Source organism: Profundibacter sp. (genome assembly GCF_056498605.1).
Window position 1 is genome coordinate 1 of the sequence record NZ_JBSMEZ010000069.1, and the last position, 14,216, is coordinate 14,216.

Sequence of the window (14,216 nt, forward strand, 5' to 3'; positions counted from 1 at the left end):
AAACGCGCCGCGCCAGCCCTGCGGATGATCTGATCACCCACCTGATTGCGGCTGAGGAAGGCGGCGAGAAGCTGACAACCGACGAGTTGATCACCACCTGCATCCTGCTGCTGAACGCAGGCCACGAGGCCACTGTGCATACCTTGGGCAACGGCATCAAAACCCTGCAGGAAAACGGGGTAGATGTGGCAGCCCTGGCCCCCGATACAATCGAGGCCACGGTCGAGGAAATCTTGCGATTCACCCCGCCGCTGCATATTTTCATGCGAATCGCCACCGATGATCTGGTACTGTTTGGCCATGATATAAAGCGCGGCCAGACTATTGGTTGTCTGCTGGCCAGCGCCAATCGTGACCCATCTGCATATGATATGCCAGATCAGTTCATCCCGAACCGGCCCCTAAAGGCCAACACATCCTTTGGCGGCGGTCTGCATTTTTGCGTTGGCGCCCCATTGGCGCGGCTAGAAATGCAGATCGCCTTGCCTGCGTTGTTTTCCCGATGTCCGGATTTGTGTTTGGCAGAGGGACCGCAGTTTGCAAACCTCTATCATTTTCATGGATTAAAGACATTGCGCGTAACCTATTAAGGTTGTGCCACGCTACGCGTGTCACCCCGACCGTTTTGCCCCTGCGGGCCAAAACGATGCCTGCGGCGCAGGTATTTAGGAAAAGAAGAAAGGGGAATGTTCCGGCTCTATGGCTACGACATTGCGCCGCGCCTTCCTGTCTGGACCAGCATCGCGCAAAGCCTTATAGGAAATATGGAATAACAGAGCTGCCCCCCATGCGCGGCTTTGGCGTAACTATGGAAAGACCCTGCATGTCCGACACACCTAAAAAGCCCGTCCTGCCCAATGCCCAGACCATAACAAAGGTTGACCACTGGACGGATCGTTTATTTTCATTCCGTGTGACCCGCCCGCAAAGCCTGCGGTTCCGGTCCGGTGAATTTGTAATGATCGGGTTGATGGGGGATAATGGCAAACCGTTGCTGCGGGCCTATTCCATTGCATCGCCCAGTTGGGACGAAGAACTGGAGTTTTACTCGATCAAGGTGCAGGACGGCCCTCTGACCTCGAAATTACAACATATCAAGGTCGGCGACGAGATTATCCTACGCCCCAAACCCGTTGGTACATTGGTGCATGATGCACTGCTGCCCGGTAAACGGCTGTGGTTTTTCGCCACCGGCACCGGCATTGCCCCCTTTGCATCGCTGATGCGCGAGCCGGAAACATACGAGAATTACGACGAAGTGATCATGTGCCACACCTGCCGCGAGGTCGCGGAGTTGGAATATGGCCGCCAACTGGTCGAAAGTCTGGCGGATGATCCATTGATTGGTGAAATGGTGGGCGGCAAGCTGCGTTATTATCCGACCACCACCCGCGAGCAAAGCCCTGTGATGGGGCGGATCACCACCAAGCTGGAAGATGGATCATTGTTTGAGGATCTGGGCGTGCCGCCAATTTGCGGCGAAAATGACCGTGCGATGGTCTGTGGCTCGATCGGGTTAAACATTGATTTGAAGCGTATTCTGGAAGGGTTTGGCCTGACAGAAGGCGCCAACTCGCAACCGGCCGAATATGTGGTTGAAAAGGCCTTTGTCGATTAGAGCGAAATCAATCCAATTGGATTCAAGAATTTATCACTCCGCCCTAGACAGCATTTGCACAGCATAACGCGTATCAGACGGGATGATGAATGCGATTAGATTGGTTTGGCTCTAGCCTCGCCTGAATCAACAACGCCGCGCAGTTTTCATTGCGCAGCGATTTTTCTACGTTTGTTGCAGGGGTCGCCTACATCCCCAGCGCCAGTTTCACCTGCGCCAACACATCCTGAAGCAATGCAGGATCACTCCCGGCGGATTCGAGCGCCTGCTTCAGCCCATCTTTCATGCCGTCATCAAGGCTTGAGGCATCGATCAGTCCGGTAACCTTTGCGGCGTCATAGCCTTCTGCAGTCAGAAGAGCACCAGACATCCCGTCCGTTGCTGCAACCGCAGCATCGCTTGCCGCTCCTGTTGCGGATTCTATCATCTCGCCGGTGGCCTCAACGCCACTACCGCCTTGCGAATAAAAGTAATAACCCGCGCCCAAAACCGCGATTAATACGACAACAATCAATGATCTATTCATGGTATCAGCCCTCGCTAAATGTTCGATATTGTCATGAACATACGCGCCAGTTGCGCGTCAAACCAAACCACAAACAGGATCAGGGGGAATCCGGCATTAAATTGCCAATACTGGGCGGTTTTTAGCCTGTCTACACAGCCAGAGCACCCCCAGAGCACCCATAGAAAACGCCGCGCAGGGCTGGCCTGCGCGGCGTTTAATTGTTTTATTATAGTGCGTTAGACTATTGACCTCATGCGCCGTTGATTTGTTCAATAACAGCGTTGATCATGTCTGGATTGTCGCCTGCTTTTTCAATCGCTGTTTTCAACATGGTCTTTTTCAGTGGGTCAAGGGAAGATCCGTCGACCATTTCACCGACTTTGGCAGCATCAAAACCTTCTGCGTTCAGAAGCGTATCCATCATGGATGTCTCTGTTGTTGCGGCAGCAGCTTCGGTTGCGGCGGCGGCCTCAGCGGCAGCAGTTTCGGCAGCTTCAGTCGCAGCAGTTTCGGCGGCAGCGGCGGCTTCGGCTGCAGCAGCTTCAGTTGCTGCGGCGGCCTCAGCAGCAGCGGTTTCGGCAGCTTCAGTTGCAGCAGCTTCGGCGGCAGCGGCGGCTTCGGCTGCAGCAGCTTCGGTTGCTGCGGCGGCCTCAGCAGCAGCGGTTTCGGCAGCAGCCGTCGCAGCAGCTTCGGCCTCGGCAGCTGCGGCTTCGGTTGCGGCAGCAGCTTCAGCAGCGGCGGTTTCGGCAGCAGCCGTCGCAGCAGCTTCGGCGCCACTTGTCATTTCGCCCATATCTTTATTTTGCGAATAAAAATATACTCCGGCACCCGCCGCGATCAGCACTGCGGCAATGATTAATGATTTATTCATTTAACTATCCCTTACTTACGGCTCAGAATCAGCCCGAGCATGTGTGCCCTATGACAGATGCCCTTGCATGTGAAAAGCTTTCAAACCCGAATATAGCGCTTTATTGCCCATTACAGTGCGAATAACACCTTGTAAGCACCGCCCACCCCGTCTATTTTTCGCAGAACGACGCTTTCACAATCAAAGGATCAAAGTTATAGCCCGCAGACCTCACAATGCCCCGCCACAGCGCGACACTGGCCCTCGCGTAAATGAACGCATCACTTCCAATGAAATCCGGCTGATCGGAGCCGACGGTGAAAACGCAGGGGTTGTTACGCCTGCGCGTGCCATGGTCATGGCGGATGATGCCGGACTGGATCTGGTCGAAATCTCGCCCAATGCCAATCCGCCCGTGTGCAAGATCATGGATTTCGGCAAGTTCAAATACGAGCAGCAAAAGCGCGAATCCGAAGCCCGCAAAAAGCAAAAGATCATCGAGGTCAAAGAGGTCAAGTTCCGTCCCAATACGGACACCCATGATTATGACGTTAAAATGCGCAATGTGTTCAAATTTCTGGCCAATGGCGACAAGGTGAAAATCAGCCTGCGGTTTCGGGGCCGCGAAATGGCGCATATTAATCTGGGCCGCGAATTGCTGGAACGGGTGGCCGAAGACGTCAAGGATGTCGGCAAGGTCGAAAGTATGCCCAAGATGGAAGGCCGCCAGATGATTATGATGATCGGGCAGATGCCGAAGTAGGCGCAAAATTCTTTCAAAGAATTTGGTAAGAAAATTTCAAATTTTCTTGGACAGATCGCAAGGCCCCGTCAATAGTGAGCGGCCTTGCGACCCTCACGCAACCGCGCGATCCCCTTTCCACCATTTCCATGCATCAGGGTAATCAAACGCCAGCGACACCAGATCAACCGCCAACAGCAGCCAGATATAGGTTTGATACCCCCCTCGCATCCACGGGCAGCCCAGATTTGTCAGCAGGATGAACACCAATGGTGTCCAGATCAGCAGATGCGGCAGGGCCATCGCCTTGGACAATCCGCGTTCTTTGATCATGATGAACAGGTTCGGCGTCATGCCACCAATGGCAAGAATTGCAATCAGCAGGCCGGCGGGCTGATATACAAACAGAATCGCCACCATATTGACCGGCACTAGGATCAGCCCGACCCAGACCTGCACCCACACCGGAAGTGCGCGAAAACTGCGCCAGATGTCTTGTATTAAGACCATGTGATCCCCCATGAATGATTGGCATACAATCTTACAACTGGACCTTATGTAAACACTGCGTGATTTGCGCCATAATTGAAATGGCAATTTCCGCCGGAGACTTGGAGCCGATATTCAGCCCGACAGGCCCGTGGATGCGAGCGATTTGCGTTTCATTAAATCCCGCATCCTCCAGCCGCGACACGCGTTTGGCGTGGGTGCGGGTTGATCCAAGGCTGCCGATGTAAAACACATCCGAGCCCAGTGCGGTAATAATTGCGGGATCATCAATTTTGGGGTCATGCGACAGGGTGACAACTGCGGTGCGTGCGTCCAGCCCTTGGGCGATCAATGCGTCGTCTGGCCAATCGTCAATAATCTGCTCATCCGGAAACCGTGCTTTTGAACCGAACGCGCTGCGCGGATCAACCAGCACTGGAGCGTATCCGGCCAGCCGCGCCATCACGAGCAGGGGTTGCGCGATATGCACCGCTCCGACCACGATCAGTTTCAAAGGCGGGTTGTGGATGGCGATGAACTCATCATCCTCGAAACCGGACCTATCGGCGGCAAACCGGTCAGGGTATGCGCTGGCCTCGGCCAAACCTCGCGTTTGCGCCTCTGGATTGACCACATAGGCAACTGGTGTTCTGACGGCGCGTGCCGCCACCAGATCGGCCAGCAACGCCTCCGGCATAACCGTCCCCACCGGCTCGATCATAACGCGGATACGCCCGCCGCAGGCCAGACCCACGGCGAATGCCTGATCATCAGACACCCCGAATTCCAGCATCCGTGGTTTGCCGTTCTCTAGCGCGTCCATCGCCTCAATAATCACAGCGCCTTCAACGCAACCGCCCGACACTGACCCCGCCATTTCCGTATCGCCCGCTATCGCCAACTGGCTGCCAACGGGTCGCGGCGCGGACCCCCAAGTTTCGACCACCGTGGCCAATACCGCCCCACGCCCAGCGCGATGCCACGCAAGGGCGGTTTCGGGGATGTCGTCAAAGCTTTGCGTCATTCGCGGCGTTTGATCCTTAGGGTAAAGCAGTTGTTGGTGGCAGAACGTGCGTCAACATAGGCAACCTTGGGGTCCGTTAACAAGGTCTCGGTGTAAGACTCGATTTCGCCGGTCGGGGTGATTTGCCCTGTGCCATAAATAATCCGGTTGTCGGCGCTATAGGCTTTGAGCAGGCATTCCGCACGGCTGGCCAGCACCGGCGGCAGACCCTCCCCCGAATAAGGTGAACAGTCACCGCAGAAAAAGATCGGACCAGTTTCGGCATAGGGCTGCGGATCTGGGAACGGGCGCGCCGCTATAATCAGCATTTCGGTGCCCTTGGGGATGTCGCATAGGCAATTGCGGCACGGTTTACCAACACCATCCGAAATTGTTCGCTCGGCAGGCAGGCCATAGGCATCGGGGCCGCCAGCGCGAATGCTGGCCACCCAGTCGGGATCATAAGGCAAATAGGTCAGGGTCATGGTGTTTCCTTTCAGGTTTATCCGCCTATCCCTACCGCATGCCAAACCTTTTGCGACCCGAATGATGCTACTAACGAAAACGGCCGCAAGGTTTCCCCTGCGACCGCATCATCCGATGAGTGGATTATTTTCTTATTCAGCGGGAATAGCGTCCGAAGGCGTATCCCCCCCAACCAGTTTGTTCGGCAGAACAAAGGCAACGATGATAAGCACAACGCCCAGCGCAATGCCTACCAGATCGCCTTGCAGGGCAGTGATGCCCTCATATTTGGCCCCAGGGATCGTGCCCAGTGTCACTTTACCGCCCATGATCTTGTCCATCAGGAAGGTGCCTTTGATCGAGGCATAGCTAACCATGTAGGCCGCAGCGCCCAGCAGGCCACCGGCGATAAAGAACAGCGCATCTTTGCGCCCTGATGCCGCTGCCGCCACCGAGGTGCCGGGGCAATAACCGGAAAACGCCCAGCCAAAGCCCATGATCAGACCGCCAACACCAACGCCTACATAGGCGGTTTTGACCGACATGTGGCCGACATCGACAAAGCCAACCATCTGGCCAACAAACATCAGAACCGATCCAACACCGATAGCCATCAGAATGGTTTTCATCAGGTGTAGGTTGGTCAGGTTCAGCATTTTGAAAATCCAGTTCGGGTTTGTTGTCCCGATCCGGTCCAACACGAACCCGAAAGCCGCGCCAATTACGATTGCTAGAAAAATAGTCATGGCTTAGCTCCTTTTATACATGATCATGGCGGTCGGGATCGCAGCCGCAAAAACGCCAAGGGTAAAGATGTAGCCGGATAGCGATGTTTGCATCATCCCCGACATCATGTGGCCCGACGTGCACCCACCGGCCAGACGTGCGCCAAAGATCACGATGAAACCGCCGATAAAGGCACCGACGTATCGCTTGGCAACACTGTCACCAAAGTTTTTACGCCACAGGGACGGAACCTGACGTTCCTCTTTGGTTTCGCGACGGGCAACTCCGGAAACAACAGCGCCCAGCGCCATTGCCAGCACAAAAACAAAGCTGTAGTTCAGCGGGTTGGCGACATGTTTGGCGTATTTGCCGTTAGATTTTGCCAGATATGCATTTGACGAGGTGTACCCATCTTCGGTTTTTACAACGAGTTCGTTGTTGATGGTATCGCCAATGATCCCGTCAAGAATAACGAACTGCGTCGAGACCCCGATCGGTTTGACAAGGAGCACGGCAAGGAAGAACACAACGCCCAGCGCCACCCCTCCTATTTTCCAGTCCATAAGCATGATATTTTCCTTTGTTGTCATTTGTTGCCATTACGCATTCAATGTCTTGCATATGTTCCGGTTGTATGCTCGCGTCAAGCCTTTCCAGTTGGACAAATTCGCGCAGGCCCGCCGAAAACAGGGCCTCCTACCGCAAAGTCTTAAAAATGTCTTAATAATAGTGTAGGAATTGCCTCTATCGCCCGAGTGCGATGCGTATTTTGTTTGTTAACTGATATCCAGGATATAATCCGATGGCCGATGCTCTGCTTGGCGGCATTATTATCAATGAAATTCTCGTCGATCCGAACGGGGCTTCTAACTATGATACCGACGGCAATGGCACGGCCGGCGCAACCGACGAATATGTCGAGTTATACAACTCATCCTCCACTGCTATTGATATTTCAGGGCTGCAATTGTGGGATCAGGGTGTTGGCAACTGGTTCACTTTCCCGTCCGGGACAATATTGCAACCCGGTGGGCATGCGATGGTCATGTCAGGGGTTCAGGCGGGCGGCAGTCTTCCGACAGGCGCGCCAGGTGATTTATTCTTTGACGCAGGGCGCGGGTCTGCCCTGATCAACAACGGCGGCGATAATGTTGTTCTTTATGATCCTGCAAATGATGAATACATATCAGCCACCTACAATGGCGACGCTTTAGATAATCCAACAGCCACCTATTCCGGTTTTTCCACCACTGCCACGCAATCGGGCGCTGGCGAGAATTTTGGCAACGATATAGACGGGTTTTCCTTGCAACGTGCCCCTGATGGATCAGATACATTCACTAACAATGACACCCCGACGCCCGGCACAACGAACATCTGCTTTACCGCAGGCACATTGTTCGACACACCGTCAGGGCCGCGGGCCATCGAACATCTAAGGCCGGGTGATTTGCTGATGACCAAAGACAACGGTGCACAGGCAATCCAGTGGATATGGGCCCGCAAACAATCGCCAGAGGCCATACAATCCAACCCTGCCCTGAATGCGATTACGATCGACAAAGGCGCATTGGGGGGCGGACTGCCCCGCCGCACGCTTTCGGTTTCGCGTCATCATCGCCTGATGCTGACCTCAAAAATTGCGCAGCGGATATATGGCAAACCCGAAGTTCTGGCAGCCGCCAAAGACCTGACCGATATTGACGGGATAGCCCCCGCCACCACGGGGCGCACGATCATCTATTACCACATCCTGATGCCGCACCACGAAATCCTGTTTGCCGAAGGTGCCCCCGCCGAAAGCCTGTATCTGGGTAAAGAGGCGTTGAATGCGATCGAGCCTGCCGCCCGCAAAGAACTGCTACAGATTTTCGGCTCCGGCTGGGATCACTTTGCCAAAAAAGCACCCGTTCCGGCACGCCATCTGGCGCGGGGTAAAAAACTGCGGAACCTGATCAAACGGCACCACAAAAACAGCATGCCTTTAACCACGCTCCAACTACAGTAGTACCAATACGGTATAGCAACTGCCGCTTGCCCTAAACCTTACGCCCTGTGCAAGATAACACCATGAGCAATCAATGGCGAAATCGTGCGATGACTTTGGTGGCGGCCACCCTCGGGGCGGTCGTTTTTCTCATCACCAACCTACCGCTGCCCTTGTTGCTGGGGCCAATGGCGGGCTGTTTGCTGTTTGCGCTGACGGGAACGCCGCTTGAGGGGATGGGCACATTCGGCATCGTCATGCGCACCTTTCTGGGGGTGGTGATCGGGTCAACCGTCACGCCCGACCTGATTGCTGAATTGCCCACCTACGGCCCGACCCTGCTGGCCATCCCGCTGTTTGTGCTGGCCATCGGCGTTGTCGGCTATCCGTTCTTTCGCTGGGGCATGGGGTTTAACCACGCCACCTCGTTCTATTCCGCCATGCCCGGCGGGTTGCAGGATATGCTGATCTTCGGCGAAGAAGCAGGTGGCGATGTGCGGGCGATGTCGTTGATCCACGCCACCCGTGTGCTGGTGATCGTATCGGTTGTGCCCTTCGTTCTGGCGCACCTATATGATCTGGACCTGACCCGTGCGCCGGGGGTGCGGGCCAGCACCCTGCCCGCCTCGCAAATCTCTATTATGATCGTTGCCGGTATCATCGGCTGGCGGCTGGCGTTGCGCGTCAACCTGTTTGGCGCCTCGATCCTTGGCCCGCTGATATTAAGCGCCATTCTGTCCCTATCCGGCATTATCCAGTCCCGCCCCCCTGCCGAGATGATCTGGGCGGCGCAGTTTTTCATCGGCATTGCTGTGGGGTCGAAATATTCCGGCATCACCGCGCGCGAAATCCGCGTCGATATTGGCGCGGGGCTGGTTTACTGCGCCCTGCTTGCCGCGATCAGCATCGGATTTATCTGGGGCATCGCACATCTCACGCCCCGTGACACGCTGGACCTGATGCTGGCGTTCCTGCCTGGTGGGCAGGCCGAAATGGCAGTGATCGCCATCGTGGCGCAGGCAGATGTCGGATTTGTCGTCGCCCACCACCTGCTGCGCATTTTCATCGTGATTTTCAGCGCCCCTTTGGTTGCCCGCCTTATCAGGCGATGAATTTCGTTGCATCCGATACAATTCCCCTTGTGCCACCTGCCCTAAATCGCTTCAAGTGACCTAGCGAAACCCCCACTGGAGACTCATGCCATGACCACCGCCCCGACTCTGAAAGCAAAAGACGCCCCCGACCTAACCCGCTTTGACTGGGAGGACGCCTTTCGGATGGAAACGCAACTGAGCGAGGACGAGCGCATGCTGCGCGATGGGGCCCGAGATTTTGCCCAATCAGTGCTACAGCCAAAGATCATTGATGCTTACCGTGATGCGACCACCGACCCTGACATTTTCAAGGAAATGGGCGCGATTGGCCTGTTGGGCCTGACGGTTCCCGAGGAATATGGCGGGCTGGGTGCTAATTACGTGACTTATGGTCTGGTGGCGCGCGAAATCGAGCGTGTGGACAGTGGGTATCGTTCGATGATGTCGGTGCAATCCAGTCTGGTAATGTATCCGATCTATGCCTATGGCTCCGAAGAACAACGCATGAAATATCTACCTGGTTTGGCGGCGGGCAACCTGATTGGCTGTTTCGGGCTGACCGAACCTGATGCGGGCTCTGACCCCGGCGGGATGAAAACCAAGGCCGAGAAAACCGCGACGGGCTATAAGCTGACCGGCAGCAAAATGTGGATTTCCAACAGCCCGATTGCCGATGTGTTCGTGATCTGGGCCAAATCGGAGGCCCATAACGGTAAAATCCGCGGCTTTGTGCTGGAAAAAGGCATGAAAGGCCTGAGCGCGCCGAAAATCGGCGGCAAGCTGTCGTTGCGCGCATCCATTACGGGTGAAATCGTCATGGATGGCGTTGAAGTTGGTGAAGACGCCCTCCTGCCCAATGTCGAGGGCCTGAAGGGGCCGTTTGGCTGTCTGAACCGTGCGCGCTATGGCATCGCGTGGGGTGTTCTGGGGGCTGCCGAATTCTGCTGGCACGCCGCACGGCAATACGGCATGGACCGCAAACAGTTTAACAAACCGCTGGCAGGCACCCAACTGTTCCAGAAAAAACTGGCCGACATGCAGACCGAAATCACGCTGGGCCTACAGGCCAGCCTGCAAGTGGGTCGTTTGATGGACGACGCCCAAGCCGCGCCCGAAATGATCAGCCTGATCAAGCGCAACAACTGCGGCAAGGCGCTGGATATCGCGCGGATGAGCCGCGATATGCACGGCGGCAATGGCATTAGCGAGGATTTCCAGATCATGCGCCATATGGTGAACCTTGAAACGGTCAACACCTACGAGGGCACCCATGATGTGCATGCGCTGATCCTAGGTCGTGCGCAAACGAGTCTACAGGCATTTTTCTAGTGATTACACCACTCGAACTTCTACTGCTGTTCCCAATAGTGCCGTATCCGCTACAGCCGTTTCTATTCCTGATGGTTGCTACATGATTGCGATTACATCAATCTTTTTGTTCGCGGTGGTGCCGCATCCATTGCAGCCCTTCGTGTTCCTGATTATCAATGCGGCGTAGTATTAGTTATAGAAAGAACACCCATGCAAGCTGACCCGACCATTGGTCTAATGTTTCTCACATTCACCCCGACACCGTTCAAACCCTTTATAATTTTTGGTGTGTTGGGGTTCGCTCTTTTCTAACTCTCATAGGCTCCTCTGATGCCCCTTGATCTCTGGCTCACCTTTGCCGCCGCCTCGTTCATCGTTCTGGTCATCCCCGGCCCGACCATCCTGCTGGTCATATCTTATGCGCTGACCCAAGGGCGGCGCGTTGCTGTCGCAACAGCCTTGGGCGTGGCCTTTGGGGATTTCATCGCAGTGACGGCCTCGATGGCGGGGCTGGGGGCGATCATGCTGACCTCGGCATGGGCATTCACCGCGCTAAAATGGATTGGCGCTGCCTACCTCGTGTTTCTGGGCATCAAACTGCTGCGCAGCCCACCGCATCTGGACGATCTGGACAGCCCCGCCCAGACCCCGGCCAAACACATCTTTGGCCACGCCGCACTGGTGACGGCGCTAAACCCGAAAGGCATTATATTCATCATCGCCTTTGTGCCCCAGTTCCTAAGCCCCGATTTGCCCGCCACGCCACAATTTCTGACCATGGGGATCACCTTCGTCGGGCTGGGCGCAATCAACGCGTTGACCTACGCAGTGTTGGCGGATCAATTACGCCAACGTATCCGCCGCCCATCAGTTTTAACATGGATAAACCGCATCGGCGGCACTGCCCTGATAACAATGGGCGCATTGACCGCAACAATGCAGCGCAACTGACCCTGAAATGCAAAAGGAGGCGTACAAACTGCACGCCTCCCCGTATTGTTGGACTTGCCTAGCTATCAGACGGCAATAAAGAATTCCTCAAAATAATAGCTGTTAAAGGCTTCGAGGCTTACGCCCGCAAAGGTGATTGAATCACCTGTGCCCAGTTCCAGAACTGTGCCGACTTCGGTTTCAGTCAAAAGATAATCGGGTTCTCCTATTACCTCGTCGACACCAAAAAGCCCACCGAGCAAATAATTGAAATCATTGTCCCCCTCAATAATAAAGTTGTCGACGCCCAGTTCAAAATCGGTGATCACAACATCCGAAATCTTGCGTGATGCGGTCTGGATGAATTCAAACGTGTCCGCACCGGTCCCGCCGGTCAGCGTGTGATCGCCGCCCTTTTTCATCCGCACATTGATCCAGTCATCATCCGCGCCACCATCAACCGTGCTGGTGTGATCGCCAGTCGAGATATAGTCATCGCCAGCACCGCCAAGAATGGTGTTATGGCCCTTGATGCCCAGAATGGTATCATTGCCAGCCCCGCCTGACAAAAAGTCGTTGCCGTGGCCACCGTGCAGGTAGTCATCTCCATCGCCGCCAAATAGCTGGTCGTCGCCGCGCCCGCCATAGAGCGTATCATTCCCAGATTCTCCCAGCACGAAATCGTCGCCATCGCCGGCCCTGACCGTGTCATTACCATCACCGCCAAAGACAGTGTCATTTCCATCACCGCTGATCACGGTATCATCGCCAGCACCGGCAAAAACAAAATCATCGGCGCCGGAAACACTGTTTCCCGCAATATCAATGAACGAGAAGTCGATCAGATCATCCAGACCCGTTCCGTTAACAATAGTTGGCATTGGTATTCCCCCTTAAAACTTACAAAAATTGGCGCATATATCAGCCAAAAACCAATCAAGAAAATAAACATCGGTAAGACACAGTTTCTCGAATCATTTTTTGCAGAATCGCGGCAATGTCCAAAAACAGTATGAGTGGGAAATACTTGATTCAACTCTTAATGGATAATTTCAGCGCCTTCCCCATCCGTCAGAAAACCGATCCAAACGCAAACTGGGCGCACATGTGTTCAACTACCGCCAATTCTGGCAACAAAAACAAAGCACACAAAGGATTGACCACAAAACAAATTCTATCCGCCGTAATTTCGGTCGCACCCCAACAAATTATTGGCTAAATTGGATGAAATATCTGCTGCCAATGCCATCAAGGAAAATACCGAATGCAAGAGAACAATAACGTCAGCCTACTTGACGCCCAAACGCGTGAATGGTTGGCCAATCTAGAAGACCTTGGTGAAGAGCGCGGTTATTTCGAGTCATTGGGGGCGGCGCATTTTGCCGTTCTGACTGATGCCTCGCCCACCCTGCTGGTGACCTTCGAAACCATTGAAAACATCCGCGAGGACAATGAGGATGAATTGCCGCTCGGATTTGATCTGGTATCTGAAAACGGTTGGTCGCATCTGGGCATTATTGCCAATGGAAACACCTGGTTTCGGGATAAATCGGTTTACGGCTACTTTGACCGGTTGGTTGATGACGGGTTCTTTGAAGATTTTGATCAGGTCATCTTTATGGGGGCGGGTATGTGTGGCTATGCTGCTGCGGCCTATTCCGTGGTCGCCCCCGGCTGCACTGCGCTGGTGTATAATCCTCTGGCCACTCTTGATCCGCGCGTTACCGAATGGGACCACCGCTTTGGCTCCATGCGTCGCACCTCGTTCACCGACCGCTATGGATATGCCCCCGATATGGTTGAGGCCGCCGATCAGGTTTTCGTCTTTTATGATCCCGAAGAAGAAATGGACGCAATGCACGCGGCCCTGTTCACCCGCCCGCATGTGACCAAATTGCGCTGCCGCTATCTGGGGCGGCACATTTTGCAGGACATGGTCCATATGGATATCCTGCAACCGTTGCTGGAAACCGCCGGTGATGGCGGCGATATTGCCAGCCATTTCCACCGCCTGTTTCGGGCGCGTCATACCTATTCCCCCTATTTGCGTCGCCTGCTGATGCGGCTGGACGATGACGACCGCTGTATGTTGTCCGGTCTGCTGTGTCGCAATGTGGTTGGCCGGATGAAAGCGCCGCGGTTTCGCCGCCGCCTGAATGCAATCGAATCCCGAATGGCCGAGGCTGGCCGCAGCCTGCCAAGGCAGCGTAAAATCGTTCCGGCCGAGTAATTTGCAGATTTTATTGCGACCTTAGCAATTTATTTAGAATTATCATGAAATCTGGCCCTGTAGAACAAACAGGGGATATCCATGCTGCGAAATCAATTGCCTGCCGATGAACTGGCCCATGTCCGCGATGAAATCCGTGCCCTACGAACGCGCGAGGTCGAGTTGCGCAAATGTTTCACCGATGATTGCGACAACGGCCTCTTTGAAGGGTTTGAATTTGATGTGGTGGTGCGCATCCAGCAACGTCGTGTGTTGAACAAGGA

Annotated in this window: 17 protein-coding genes; 9 read left to right on the forward strand and 8 right to left on the reverse strand. The window is 54.6% G+C overall.

Annotated features, from left to right (window positions below):
- On the forward strand, nt 1-590 hold a 590-nt coding region (locus ACWB12_RS07080), incomplete at its 5' end, for a cytochrome P450 (protein ID WP_479529365.1).
- A gap of 233 nt (nt 591-823) precedes the next feature.
- Nucleotides 824-1,618 carry a ferredoxin--NADP reductase gene (locus tag ACWB12_RS07085; RefSeq protein ID WP_479529366.1) on the forward strand — a complete coding sequence of 265 codons (795 nt, stop codon included), beginning with the start codon at nt 824-826 and terminating at the stop codon, nt 1,616-1,618.
- 187 nt (nt 1,619-1,805) lie between these two features.
- Here ACWB12_RS07085 and ACWB12_RS07090 read toward each other — a convergent pair whose 3' ends face one another.
- A complete protein-coding gene (locus tag ACWB12_RS07090) occupies nt 1,806-2,144 on the reverse strand; it encodes a hypothetical protein (protein WP_479529367.1) in 339 nt (112 codons plus the stop codon).
- A gap of 232 nt (nt 2,145-2,376) precedes the next feature.
- Nucleotides 2,377-2,997: a hypothetical protein gene (locus tag ACWB12_RS07095; protein WP_479529368.1), complete on the reverse strand. Its 621-nt coding sequence runs from the start codon at nt 2,995-2,997 to the stop codon at nt 2,377-2,379.
- Between the two features lie 115 nt (nt 2,998-3,112).
- Here ACWB12_RS07095 and infC point away from each other — a divergent pair, with 115 nt between their 5' ends.
- Nucleotides 3,113-3,739: a translation initiation factor IF-3 gene (infC, locus tag ACWB12_RS07100; protein ID WP_479529369.1), complete on the forward strand. Its 627-nt coding sequence runs from the start codon at nt 3,113-3,115 to the stop codon at nt 3,737-3,739.
- A gap of 93 nt (nt 3,740-3,832) precedes the next feature.
- On the opposite strand, the gene ACWB12_RS07105 is transcribed toward infC, so the two are convergent.
- From ACWB12_RS07105 to ACWB12_RS07125, 5 genes are all read right to left on the reverse strand, one after another.
- On the reverse strand, nt 3,833-4,228 hold the full coding sequence (locus ACWB12_RS07105) for a hypothetical protein (RefSeq protein WP_479529370.1): 396 nt from the start codon (nt 4,226-4,228) through the stop codon (nt 3,833-3,835).
- Nucleotides 4,229-4,259: 31 nt separating this feature from the next.
- On the reverse strand, nt 4,260-5,231 hold the full coding sequence (locus tag ACWB12_RS07110) for an XdhC family protein (RefSeq protein WP_479529371.1): 972 nt from the start codon (nt 5,229-5,231) through the stop codon (nt 4,260-4,262).
- Nucleotides 5,228-5,695: a DUF1203 domain-containing protein gene (locus ACWB12_RS07115; protein WP_479529372.1), complete on the reverse strand. Its 468-nt coding sequence runs from the start codon at nt 5,693-5,695 to the stop codon at nt 5,228-5,230. Before ACWB12_RS07115 ends, ACWB12_RS07110 begins: the two co-directional genes overlap by 4 nt.
- A gap of 132 nt (nt 5,696-5,827) precedes the next feature.
- The gene (locus ACWB12_RS07120) at nt 5,828-6,421 is read right to left on the reverse strand and encodes a DUF6691 family protein (protein ID WP_479529373.1); all 594 of its coding nucleotides are present in this window, start codon (nt 6,419-6,421) and stop codon (nt 5,828-5,830) included.
- Nucleotides 6,422-6,424: 3 nt separating this feature from the next.
- A complete protein-coding gene (locus tag ACWB12_RS07125; protein ID WP_479529374.1) occupies nt 6,425-6,970 on the reverse strand; it encodes a YeeE/YedE thiosulfate transporter family protein in 546 nt (181 codons plus the stop codon).
- A 233-nt stretch (nt 6,971-7,203) separates the two neighbouring features.
- Here ACWB12_RS07125 and ACWB12_RS07130 point away from each other — a divergent pair, with 233 nt between their 5' ends.
- The 4 genes from ACWB12_RS07130 (at nt 7,204) to ACWB12_RS07145 (ending at nt 11,744) form a co-directional block, all read left to right on the forward strand.
- On the forward strand, nt 7,204-8,409 hold the full coding sequence (locus ACWB12_RS07130) for a Hint domain-containing protein (RefSeq protein WP_479529375.1): 1,206 nt from the start codon (nt 7,204-7,206) through the stop codon (nt 8,407-8,409).
- A 62-nt stretch (nt 8,410-8,471) separates the two neighbouring features.
- Entirely contained in the window at nt 8,472-9,500 is a 1,029-nt protein-coding gene (locus ACWB12_RS07135; RefSeq protein ID WP_479529376.1) for an AbrB family transcriptional regulator, read from the forward strand.
- Between the two features lie 90 nt (nt 9,501-9,590).
- On the forward strand, nt 9,591-10,811 hold the full coding sequence (locus ACWB12_RS07140) for an acyl-CoA dehydrogenase (RefSeq protein WP_479529378.1): 1,221 nt from the start codon (nt 9,591-9,593) through the stop codon (nt 10,809-10,811).
- 312 nt (nt 10,812-11,123) lie between these two features.
- Entirely contained in the window at nt 11,124-11,744 is a 621-nt protein-coding gene (locus ACWB12_RS07145) for a LysE family translocator (RefSeq protein WP_479529379.1), read from the forward strand.
- Nucleotides 11,745-11,809: 65 nt separating this feature from the next.
- Here ACWB12_RS07145 and ACWB12_RS07150 read toward each other — a convergent pair whose 3' ends face one another.
- Nucleotides 11,810-12,604, reverse strand: a complete 795-nt coding sequence (locus ACWB12_RS07150; RefSeq protein WP_479529380.1) for a calcium-binding protein — start codon at nt 12,602-12,604, stop codon at nt 11,810-11,812.
- Nucleotides 12,605-12,987: 383 nt separating this feature from the next.
- Between ACWB12_RS07150 and ACWB12_RS07155 the strand changes: the two genes are divergently transcribed.
- Entirely contained in the window at nt 12,988-13,953 is a 966-nt protein-coding gene (locus ACWB12_RS07155; RefSeq protein ID WP_479529381.1) for a phosphoadenosine phosphosulfate reductase, read from the forward strand.
- Between the two features lie 81 nt (nt 13,954-14,034).
- The coding region (locus ACWB12_RS07160) for a hypothetical protein (protein WP_479529382.1) at nt 14,035-14,216 on the forward strand (182 nt) is incomplete at its 3' end.